Here is a 10,908-nt window from a genome sequence, read left to right as displayed (position 1 = left end):
CTTATTGCTACAACTATTTAAATTAGTTGCTTTGGCAAGGCCCACAAGACTTAAATATCTAATGCTAGCAGGCTGTGATATCGCTTTTTTTAGGTTTGTATAAAAAATAAAGAGTTAAGATTAAGGTTTTGGCATGTTTTATAATTTGATCGGTATAGTGATTAATAAAATAATAAGAAATTAGTGCTTTTTTAGTCTTGTGGGTTTGCATTTTTAATACAGGTTTTAGTCTTTTTGAAAAATAATTGTTTCATTCTGAGTGTAAGGAGTCTCTGATTTTTGAAGCAATGTATGGCAGTTTTTGCTAATGATTTTTATCGCTGCTAATACGTTTAAAAGTTAAAGATTCTCTATATTGCGATTTAAAGTTAGCCATTCAGGCTGTTTTTCCTTGCGAGCAACGTTGGCAAATTAGCTAGGGGAGGGCCAAGTGGAGGCTTCCTACAGGGGGCTAGAACCAGTAAAGTGTACCGCTGCTGCCGCTCAGCGGCAGCCAATGCGCCTTAGCTTGTGCGAAAATGCTGACGTTGGTTGCTGGCACAGATGTTTGTAAATAGCTGTTTGTAAATGGCTGTTTGTTAATAGATGTTTGTAAATTGTGCAGAGGATGGTTGTGAAACTTTTGATATTGGATGCCGGACACTGCTTAAGCTTGGCACTGGCCCGGGAAGCAAGTCGTCGCGCCGATACAGAGTTAGTCATAGAGCAAGGGACGACCATCACGCCGTCGCGCCTTGAGGCGATTGCCCCGGACGCCGTGATTATTCCACCCTTGGCACATCCACTGAACATGGCGCCAGCGGATGTGACGGCCCATGCCGATGCGGTAGATACCTGCTTGGATGCCTGTCAATCGCAGGACGTAGCGTTGATATGGTGTGTCTCTGATCAGCTTTACGAAGATGGTTTGGAAGTCCCCATTGATGAGCATGTGGTGCCCGCGCCACGGGATGACAGCTTGCGCCGTCTGGTACAAACCGGTGATCGCATCCGTGCGGAGTTTCAGCGCCATTTGATTGTGCGCCTAGGCCCGCTATTTGCGCTGGAAGGCAGCCATGCGTGGCTCAATGACATCATCGATAATCTGGTGCTCGGGAAGGCGGTGCGCGCTGCAGAAGATGTGATTTTTTGCCCGACCTCCGCGGACGCTGTCGCCATGGCGTTGATTGGCATGCTACAGCAGCAGGTCAGCGGGGCTGAGGCCTGGGGGGCCTACCATCTTGCGGGCACCGAACCGGTCAGTGCCTTTACCTTTACCTCCATGGTGCGTACCCAACTGTTAACGCACCTTGAGGGGCGCGGCGAGCAGATTACACTCGGCGAGGTTCAGCCGCTTAAACATCACCATGATGCCAAGCTGCGGCGCGTCTTAAACTGTCGCCGTGTGCTGGATGTGTTTGGCGTTCATCAGAAACCGTGGCGGTTAGAGGCGGGGCGTATGCTGGATGCGTGGTGTTTGATCCGTGAAAATAATCGTGTCAGCGATACAGGAGCGTCGGCTTGATAAATGTGGTTCGCAGTTTGGTTTTTTATGCCGGCTACTTTTTGGCCATGCTAATGATCGGCATCCTGTTTCTGCCCATTGCGCCGTTTCTTCCGCTCTCTGGCCGCTACCGCTTACTCAATTTGTATAACTACTTTTTGATGGTGTGGTTTCGTATCGCCTGCGGGGTGCGTTACGACATTCAGGGGCGGGAAAACCTGCCCAGTGGCCCCTGTGTGATTCAAGCTAATCATCAGTGTGAGTGGGAAACCGTGTTTCTGCAGGTAATGAAGCCACCCGTATGCACCGTACTGAAACGCGAATTACTGCGCCTACCGATTTTCGGTTGGGGGTTACGTCTGCTCCGCCCGATCAGTTTGGATCGCTCCAAGCCGGCGCGGGCGATGAAGCAAGTGCTGACTCAAGGTGTTGAGCGTTTGGGTACGGGGCTGTCGGTGCTTATTTTTCCTGAAGGGACGCGGGTAGATCCAGGCATCCGCAAACGCTATAACAAAAGTGGCAGCGTGGTGGCGTGTCGTGCGGGGGTGCCGGTGCTGCCGGTGGCCCATAATGCTGGCGAGCGCTGGCCAGGGCGCCACTGGGTTAAGCGGCCAGGCGTGCTGCGTGTGCGTATTGGTAAGCCGATTGAAACAGCCGGACGTATGCCCGATGAAGTGCTTGCAGATGTCGAAGCGTGGATTGAAGCCCAGCTACAGGAAATTTCAGACGTACCGCGGCCTACCTCTCGCTAGCAGCGTTATGTTTCTTCTTGCAATACGAAAATGGCGCCCTTGGGCGCCATTTTCATTCTGCTTTTTCACATGCTTGTCATTGCAACAGCTTCAATCGTTATAGCGCTGGAACACGAGACACGCATTGGTGCCGCCAAAGCCGAAGCTATTTGATAAGGCGCGCTCTATCGTCACGTCATCTCGGCGTTCGGTGACAATATCAAAGCCGTCGGCCTGCTCATCCAAATCGGTGATGTTCGCCGAAGCAGCAACAAAGTTGTGTTGCATCATCAGCAGCGAATAGATCGCTTCCTGTACACCGGTAGCCCCCAGGGAGTGGCCGGTGAGCGATTTAGTCGAACTCATGGCGGGCGTTGTATTACCAAACACTTCGCGTATGGCTTTGAGCTCGGCAACATCGCCTACGGGCGTTGAGGTGCCGTGGGTATTGATATAGTCAATATCACCCTCAACCGTTGCCATCGCCTGGCGCATGCAGCGCATAGCACCTTCGCCCGAAGGGGCGACCATATCATGGCCGTCGGAGGTGGCGCCGTAACCCACCAGTTCGCCGTAAATCTTGGCGCCGCGGGCTTTAGCGTGTTCAAGCTCTTCCAACACCAGCATGCCACCGCCACCGGCGATAACGAAGCCGTCGCGGGCTTGGTCGTAAGGACGTGAGGCCTGCGCCGGGGTGTCGTTGTAGTGGGTAGAGAGCGCGCCCATGGCATCAAACAGGCAAGAGAGCGTCCAGTGTTCCTCTTCGCCGCCACCGGCAAACACTACATCCTGCTTGTTAAGCTGAATTTGCTCCATGGCACTGCCAATACAGTGCGCTGACGTCGCACAGGCAGAAGAAATAGAGTAATTGATGCCTTTGATTTTAAACGGCGTAGCCAAGCACGCTGAAACAGTGCTACCCATTGTCCGGGTGACGCGATAAGGGCCAACGCGGCGCAGACCTTTTTCACGTAGTACGTCAGCGGCTTCCACCTGATTGGCGCTTGAAGCACCGCCAGATCCGGCAATAAGCCCCGTACGCTCGTTAGATACCTGATCTTCGCTCAGCCCAGCGTCTTCGATGGCCTGGGCCATAGAAACATACGCATAGGCAGCCGCGTCGCCCATGAAACGGCGCAGTTTGCGGTCAATGAGTGCGTCAAGATCAATATCGACGCTGCCCGCTACATGGCTACGAAAGCCTCGCTCGGCATACTCTTCCTTAAAACGAATACCGCTACGCCCAGTTTTGAGCGCATCCAGAACCTGTCGTTGGTCGTTGCCAAGGCACGATACGATGCCAAGGCCGGTGACTACCACTCGTCGCATGGGAGCCTCCTGTTTAGAAATTCGCAGTGGAGGTAAATAGGCCAACGCGCAGATCATTAGCCTGATAAATGTCGCGTCCGTCAACGGATACTGTGCCGTCGGCGATACCCAAGATAAGACGTCGGGTAATAATACGCTTAATATTAATGCTATAGGTCACTTTTTGTGCATCCGGCAGAATCTGTCCGCTGAATTTAACCTCGCCGCAGCCAAGCGCACGTCCGCGACCTGGGTGACCTAACCAGCCCAAATAAAACCCGACTAGCTGCCACATAGCGTCTAATCCTAAACAGCCAGGCATGACGGGGTCACCCGGGAAGTGGCAATCAAAGAACCACAAGTCAGGCGTGATATCCAGCTCGGCGATCAGTTCGCCCTTGCCATGCTCACCGCCTTCTTTGTGAATGTGCTTGATGCGATCAAGCATCAGCATGTTAGGAGCCGGGAGCTGTGCATTGCCGGGGCCGAATAGCTCGCCGCGCGAGCAAGCCAGCAGTTCTTCGCGATCAAAGGAATGTTGCTTGGTCACTGAATCGTTCCGAATATCAAATAGGTTGTGGGGCTAGTCTACTTCCCGAAACCGCTGAATGCACGTAACTGGCTATTTATCGCTAATAACTAGAGATTTTAGCGGATTGGCCGATAGCACTATAGTGGGTCACTTGGCTCAACAGCTGCCGATTGTGCACAATAAATGTTTCATTGCCGTAATATAGAGTATCGAAGTTTCTTCTTAGGCGGCATGATCAGCATGGCACCTAACGCTAATTTTTATCTAGGTTAATTTGTATAGGGTATAGCGAATCGCCATGTGGCTTCCTGTTTCTCTTAATCGTCCGTTAGTTTGGGCCGCACTGGCGGCACTCCCCGCCTGTGTTTGGATACCCGATGCGATGCTACGCATGGTAGCTGCCACGCTGGTCGCGCTTGGGCTGTGGGACGCCTGGAAACAAATGCGTCAACAGCGGCTACGTCTGCGGCTGTCGCAAGATACGCTAAGGCTCGCGAGCGACGCCGTGGTGATTACCGACGCGCAAAATCGCGTGATAGTGGTTAATCCAGCGTTTACCGAAATTACCGGCTACGCCAGCCAGGAGATACAGGGGCTGAAGTTGGAAACGCTGGCAGCCCAGCGCCATGATAAAGCCTTCTATCAAACGTTTTGGAGCACGCTGAAAAGTACCGGTCGTTGGGAAGGTGAAATGTGGAGCCGCCGAAAACACGGCGACGAGTACCCCGAGTGGCTAAAAGTCCGCGCGGTGACCGACAAGCGTGGCAACATTACCCATTTTATTAATCTGTTTACCGATATTTCGGCACAAAAAGCCCGTGAGCGCGATTTGCGCCGTATCGGCTATGAAGACCCTCTCACTGGTCTGCCCAATCGACGGCGCCTTCATGATCTGCTGGCCTCACGGCTGCGCCATTTACGCGCGGGTGAGAGCCTGGATATGGCGCTGGTGGATATTGATGGGTTGAAGTCAGTCAACGATAGCCTGGGGGTTGATCAGGGTGATCGCCTATTGGCGCGCTTTGCCCAGCGGCTTACCGGCTACGTGGCAGGCAGCGTAGTCGGACGGCTGGGCGGTGACGAGTTTATGGTGATCCGCACCACCACCTTTGACGATCATGACCAGTGGGTGGCGACCCTGCGCGAACATATGAGTCGGCCATTTGAAATTAACGACCACTCGCTGCGCTTAGGGCTGACGATTGGCAGCTGTCGCGTGCCCGAAGATGGTAACGACTCAGGTGTGCTCTTCCAACGCTTAGAGTCGGCGCTTTACAGCGCCAAACGGCTGGGGCGTAACTTAAGCCAGCGCTTTCGCCCGGCGCTGGATAAGCAGGATAACCCTCAACTGGCGCTGGTCAGTGATCTCCGCGCTGCGCTTATTTCCGGTGACCAGTTGGAGCTGCACTATCAAACCCAGCATGAGCCCGGCAGCGGTGAACTGGTAGGTATGGAGGCGCTACTGCGCTGGCGCCACCCCAAGGACGGCATGATTTCCCCAGGCGATTTTATTCCGCTGGCTGAGCGGCACGGTTTAATGAGTCAACTGGGCGCCTGGGTGATCGAAAAGGCCTGTGCACAGCAGGCGCACTGGCGTAATAGTGGCATGCCCAAACTGACGATTTGGGTCAATATCTCGGCCCTGCAGCTGTTTCAAGGTGATCTGGAGAGCCAGCTGACAACCTGTCTAAAGCGTTACCAGTTGACGCCTTCGCAAATTGGTTTAGAACTGACGGAGTCGGTGTTGCTTGACGAGCGCGCGGGGGATATGGGGCCACGTCTGCAGGCGCTGCGCGACCAGGGTTTTGCGATTGCCATCGACGACTTTGGTACCGGCTATTCGTCGCTCGGCTACTTGAAGCGCTTACCGGTGGATAAAATCAAACTCGATCGCGCGTTTATAAAAGAGTTGCCGCACGATCAGGCAGACGCCTCGATTGTAAAGGCGGTCTTAGCGATGGCGGAAGGTATGGGATTAGGGGTGATTGCCGAAGGTGTTGAGACTAAAGAGCAGTGTCAATTCTTGGTGAACGCCGGGTGCACAGCCGTACAGGGGTTCTACTTTGCCCGGCCACTCTCCGCCGCTGAGTTGGAAAAACGGCTGGTGCCCACCTCGATCACCACACCCGCCGCCTCTTAAGGTTGGTGAAAACGGCTAATACCCACACAGAGCAGCGCCCAAATGAGCGCCTGGACGGGGAGTAACCAGGCAGCAAGGGTCACCTCTGCCAGTAGCGCGCCGCCATAATAAGACAGTGGGCCACTAATGGCGCCACACAGAGCGGCTAGCAGCGGATAGCGCCACAGCCACGCCAGTGAGTGATAGACCAGAGTGGCAAACAGCGGCCATAGCATCCACAGCCACAGCGGTAGAAGCCCCAGTACCAGCGTTTGATCGTTAAAATCGAAGCCTCCCAGCAGCTGCAAACCGCCATCAATCACCAGCCCGAGCAAGGCAAAACCGGCGATAAACCGCCACTCACCGGGCCGCGCGCAGCGCCATAGATGCCAAGCCAACAGGCTGCTGCCTGCCACCACTGCCACCCACGAACCGCCTAATACACACAATAGCCACCCGGCTTCGAAACGGAGCGCATTTAATACCAGCGCCTGCCACTTTGGGGGGGCCATCTTCTAGAGCGCGCCGGTGAGCGGAATGGGTTTCGCCGCCGGCTTAGCCAGCAGTAAGTGGCAGGTGCCAATGGAGCGCTCGATAAAGCCGCCCTCGCAGTAGCACAGATAGTAGCGCCACATGCGGATAAAGCGTTCGTCGTAGCCCAGCGTTCGCACCTGCTCCAAACTGGCTTCAAAACGGTGGCGCCATTCGCGTAACGTACGCGCGTAATGCGGGCCAATTTCATCCAGGGCGACCACGTTCAGCGACGTTTTTCGCATCACGCTGGTTAACATGGCGTGGTGCGAGGGCAGAAAGCCGCCTGGAAAAATGTAGCGCTTGATAAAATCCATATCGCGTTTAGCCTCTTCAAAGCGCTGGTCGCGAATCGTGATGGCTTGGAGCATGGCCTGCCCATTGTCGTTCAGCAGGCTATCCAGTTTATTGAGGTAGGTATCGAGATACTGATGCCCCACCGCTTCAATCATCTCAACCGAAATAAGCCGGTCATACTGGCCGGTCAATTCACGGTAATCCTGCTTCAGCAGGGTAATTTTATCTTCTAAGCCTTCTTCCTTGATGCGCTGAGCGGTATGGGCATGCTGTTCATCTGAAATGGTCGTGGTGGTGACACGGCAGCCGCGGGTTTTGGCGGCATGAATTGCCAGCCCACCCCAGCCGGTGCCAATCTCTAACAGATGGTGCTCAGGCTGCACGTCGAGCTTTTCCAGCATCAAATCGAGTTTATAGGTGGAGGCCTCTTCCAAACTGGCTTCCGGATAAGGGAAAACGGCGCTTGAATACATCCAGTGGTGGCGATCTAAAAACGTCGAAAACAGGTCGTTACCGATATCGTAGTGGGCGGCAATATTGCGTTTCGAGCCGCTCAGGCTATTGCGCTGAAAGCGGTAGGCGGCACCCAGTAACCAACGAGCAAAGCGGGCGCTGCCGTTCTCCATCTTAGTATTCACCTGCTCAAGATTAACGGCGAACAGGCGCACCAGGGCGACCAGGTCATCGGCGTCCCAGTCGCCGTCCATATACGATTCGGCAGCCCCCACGGTGCCACCAAAGGCAAGACGTTTCCAGGCGCGGGAGTGGCGTATCACCACGGTCACTTGCAGTGGGCCTTGCTGGCCTAAATGATGGCACTGGTTGCCCTCAATCAGGGTGATGCGGCCGCCATGAAAGGCGTCCAGCTGGGCCATCAGTCGTGGCTTTAGCCACTTGGTTAAGCGGTCTTGGGAAACCTGTTGAAGGTTAGGGGGCGTGGAACGCAGGGTCGTCACTTTGAAGTCTCCTTGCGCTTAGGGTGGTTATAAACGGGGACGCGCTTAAGCCACAGGCGAAGCGCTTCAAAATGAATACCCGCAATGGTTTTTAGACTCATCCATGGCTGGCGAGCCAAGGTTTTTATCAACGCCCCGCGGGTGGCGGGCGAGGCGTCAAGGGTTAACGTCGCATCAAAATGGCACTGCTGATCCTGCCAGTTCTCCATATGCAAAAAGAGCTTTTCACCGGGAGCATTAAACTTCCAGCGGTAGGTCATCGCCATTGGGTTAAACGGCGAGACGTGGAGATCTTTAGCGAAATGCGCCTGGTGACTATGGCGTGAAGGATCCACCGCGCTGGCGTAGCGGGTGCGTTCACGCCAGGGCATGTTGGTAACTTCACTCAATACGGCTGATAGTCGCCCCAGGTGGTCGTAGGCGTAATAGACGGAAATAGGGTTAAACATGCAGCCCAGCGTGCGTAGTTGAGTCAGTACGCAAATGCGGCCATTGGGGGCGCTGCCCAATTGACGAATAAGTTCTTCGCGCACGGCGGTTTTCAGCGGTCGGTCAACCGGGCCCAAGTAGTCTTCGCGACGAAAACGCGCCAATGCAGGCCGTCGGGCACTAAAACCGGGCACCTTGTCGAACAGGTCGGGCAATTCGTCCAGATCCAGCCAAGCCATCCATAGCTGATAACTAAAGCTGTGGGATTTAGGCGTAAATCGGCGGTGGCGCAGGGTGCCGCGGTAGATACGTGAACGCGGCCAGGCGGTTATTCCAGCGGTGGTCTCCGTCATCATTCCCGTCATCACCCCAACCCCTCAACGCTCTGGGGCGTTAGCAGTTCATGGGCAGGCAGCGTGGAAGGTTGCTCAGGCGGCGGGGCCGCTTCGTCACAGCCCAGTGCCTGGGCTACCCGCAGCGCGCTCCACACGCCGTCTTCATGGAAGCCATTTCGCCAATAGGCGCCGCAATAGTGGGTACGATGGGCTGTCGACGAAATGTCGGCGTGGCGCGCCTGGGCCGCTTGACCTGCCAAAGTGAACTGCGGGTGGGCGTAGGTATAGCGGCCGAGCACCTTGCTGGGGTCAATGCTGGCGCTGTCGTTTAGGGTGACGCAAAACGTGGTATCACTGTCTATCCGCTGCAGGATATTCATATCATAAGTGACCGATACCCGTGCTTCGCTATCGCGTTGATCAAGACGATAATTCCAACTCGCCCAGGCGCGCTTACGGCGCGGTAGCAGGGCGGTGTCGGTATGCAGCACCACCTCGTTGTCCTGGTAGGGCATGGCGCCAAGAATTTCCTGCTCGGCGCTGCTGGCATCGCCCAGCATGGCCAGTGCCTGGTCTGCGTGGCAGGCGAGCACCACCTGGTCAAAGCGTTGGGAGCCAGAGGACGTAGTGATATCAACGCCGGTGCTGTCACGGGTAATCCGGGTGACCGGCGAATTGAGCTGAATACGCGATGCGTAGGGCGCTGTTAGGCTGGGAATATAGCTCTTTGAGCCACCCACCAGGGTGTACCACTGAGGGCGGTGGTTGACTGATAGCAGGCCATGATTACGGAAAAAACGCACAAAAAACGCCAGCGGGAAGGCGCGGAGATCGCTAATGCTTGCCGACCAAATGGCGGCCCCCATAGGCAGTAAGTAGCGCTGCTGAAAGTCACGATTGTAGTGATGTTGGTCGAGATACTCCCCCAACGTCATGTGGGTGGGCAGTTGCTCGCTCTCAAGCGCTTTTGTAGCTTGTTTATTAAAGCGCAGGATATCGCTTAACAGGCGATAAAATGAGGGATTGATCAGATTGCGTCGCTGGGCAAAAAGCGAGCCTAGCGTATGTCCGTTATACTCAAAATCCCGCGCCGTTTCATGTACCGAGAAACTCATTTCGGTGGCTTGTGAGGCGACGCCCAAGGTGGCCATCAGGCGCTGAAAGTGCGGGTAGGTCCAGTCGTTAAAGACAATAAAGCCGGTATCAATCGCGTAAGGCCGCCCTTCAACGTTCACATCCATGGTGGCGGTATGGCCACCTAGGCGTGAGTCCGCTTCAAATAGTGTGACTTCATGCTGGGCAGAGAGGTACCAGCCAGCGGCCATGCCGCTGATCCCACTGCCGACAATCGCAATACGTTGCGAGGCCCCAGCGTTTATTGATAGCGGGGCACTCATGATGACGCCTTCTGGGCACGTGTCATGCGCAACCCCACCTGACGACGTAAAACGGGTGGCAAAATACCCAGCAATTTGACCAGGTAGGTAAAGCCGCGGGGGAAATGGATATCCAATCTTCCTTTTACTAGGCCTGCAATAATGGCATCCGCCGCTTGCTCGGCGGTGACCTGCATGGGCATAGGAAAGTCGTTACGCTCAGTGAGCGGCGTTTTCACAAAGCCGGGATGAATCAGGCTGACGTCGATCCCTTCTTGGTCTAAATCCAAACGCAGGGATTCTAAGAAGTAGCTAACGGCCGCTTTAGACGCCCCATAGGCTTCCGCCCTGGGGAGTGGTAAGTAGGCCGAGGCGCTTGAGGTGGCGGCTAACCGGGCAGGCAGCCCCTCTTTGCGCGCTGCACGTAACAGTGGTAGGGCGGCTTCAACGCCGTACAGCGTGCCGAATAGATTAGGTTTAAAAACCCGCTCGACTAAATCCATATCGAACTGCTGGGCGTTAAGATATTCGCAGGTACCCGCGTTAAATAGCGCCAAATCTAACGCTCCTAAAAGCTCGCGAAGTGAGTCTCCCGCCTTGATCACTGCTTGGCGGTCACTAATATCCAACGGGAGAGGGTGAGCGTTGGGGTGGCCCTGGCACAGCGCTTCGAGTGCCTCAGCGTTGCGTGCGCTAAGCACTACCTGATGGCCTTGGGCGATGAGCTTACGCGCAAGTGCTTCTCCAATGCCGGACGTGGCACCGGTTAACCAGATGCGTTGGGGCGTTTTCCATGTGCTCATCAAGCCTC

The 10,908-nt window shown here is 55.0% G+C and carries 10 protein-coding genes; 3 read left to right on the top strand and 7 right to left on the bottom strand.

The window, feature by feature from the left end; all coding sequences use genetic code 11:
* The first annotated feature begins 613 nt into the window (after positions 1-613).
* Both J7J49_RS03300 and J7J49_RS03295 read left to right on the top strand, forming a co-directional pair.
* Positions 614-1,504 (top strand): sugar nucleotide-binding protein, encoded by an 891-nt coding sequence (locus J7J49_RS03300; protein ID WP_215090110.1) that lies wholly within the window; start codon positions 614-616, stop codon positions 1,502-1,504.
* Positions 1,501-2,235: a lysophospholipid acyltransferase family protein gene (locus tag J7J49_RS03295; RefSeq protein ID WP_022520897.1), complete on the top strand. Its 735-nt coding sequence runs from the start codon at positions 1,501-1,503 to the stop codon at positions 2,233-2,235. The genes J7J49_RS03300 and J7J49_RS03295 overlap by 4 nt, the downstream gene beginning before the upstream one ends.
* A 90-nt stretch (positions 2,236-2,325) precedes the next feature.
* On the opposite strand, the gene fabB is transcribed toward J7J49_RS03295, so the two are convergent.
* The gene (gene fabB / locus J7J49_RS03290; RefSeq protein ID WP_215090107.1) at positions 2,326-3,543 is read right to left on the bottom strand and encodes a beta-ketoacyl-ACP synthase I; all 1,218 of its coding nucleotides are present in this window, start codon (positions 3,541-3,543) and stop codon (positions 2,326-2,328) included.
* Between the two features lie 13 nt (positions 3,544-3,556).
* Positions 3,557-4,072, bottom strand: a complete 516-nt coding sequence (gene fabA / locus J7J49_RS03285; protein WP_215090106.1) for a 3-hydroxyacyl-[acyl-carrier-protein] dehydratase FabA — start codon at positions 4,070-4,072, stop codon at positions 3,557-3,559.
* 280 nt (positions 4,073-4,352) lie between these two features.
* On the opposite strand from fabA, the gene J7J49_RS03280 reads away from it, so the two are divergent.
* On the top strand, positions 4,353-6,194 hold the full coding sequence (locus tag J7J49_RS03280; protein WP_215090104.1) for a putative bifunctional diguanylate cyclase/phosphodiesterase: 1,842 nt from the start codon (positions 4,353-4,355) through the stop codon (positions 6,192-6,194).
* On the opposite strand, the gene J7J49_RS03275 is transcribed toward J7J49_RS03280, so the two are convergent.
* From J7J49_RS03275 to J7J49_RS03255, 5 genes are read right to left on the bottom strand one after another with little or no spacing between them, the layout of a single operon-like run.
* The gene (locus J7J49_RS03275; protein WP_215090102.1) at positions 6,191-6,685 is read right to left on the bottom strand and encodes a DUF2878 domain-containing protein; all 495 of its coding nucleotides are present in this window, start codon (positions 6,683-6,685) and stop codon (positions 6,191-6,193) included. The genes J7J49_RS03280 and J7J49_RS03275 overlap by 4 nt on opposite strands.
* 3 nt (positions 6,686-6,688) lie before the next feature.
* The gene (locus tag J7J49_RS03270) at positions 6,689-7,957 is read right to left on the bottom strand and encodes a class I SAM-dependent methyltransferase (RefSeq protein ID WP_215090100.1); all 1,269 of its coding nucleotides are present in this window, start codon (positions 7,955-7,957) and stop codon (positions 6,689-6,691) included.
* On the bottom strand, positions 7,954-8,751 hold the full coding sequence (locus tag J7J49_RS03265) for a DUF1365 domain-containing protein (protein ID WP_251048110.1): 798 nt from the start codon (positions 8,749-8,751) through the stop codon (positions 7,954-7,956). The genes J7J49_RS03270 and J7J49_RS03265 overlap by 4 nt, the downstream gene beginning before the upstream one ends.
* Positions 8,751-10,118: an NAD(P)/FAD-dependent oxidoreductase gene (locus J7J49_RS03260; RefSeq protein WP_215090098.1), complete on the bottom strand. Its 1,368-nt coding sequence runs from the start codon at positions 10,116-10,118 to the stop codon at positions 8,751-8,753. Before J7J49_RS03260 ends, J7J49_RS03265 begins: the two co-directional genes overlap by 1 nt.
* On the bottom strand, positions 10,115-10,900 hold the full coding sequence (locus tag J7J49_RS03255) for an SDR family NAD(P)-dependent oxidoreductase (RefSeq protein ID WP_215090096.1): 786 nt from the start codon (positions 10,898-10,900) through the stop codon (positions 10,115-10,117). Before J7J49_RS03255 ends, J7J49_RS03260 begins: the two co-directional genes overlap by 4 nt.
* Positions 10,901-10,908: the final 8 nt, after the last annotated feature.

The sequence above is a fragment of the Halomonas sp. ISL-56 genome (assembly GCF_018612805.1).
Lineage (GTDB): Bacteria > Pseudomonadota > Gammaproteobacteria > Pseudomonadales > Halomonadaceae > Vreelandella.
The sequence above is the reverse complement of the archived record's forward strand: the minus strand, read 5'-3'. Positions and strand labels throughout refer to the sequence as shown.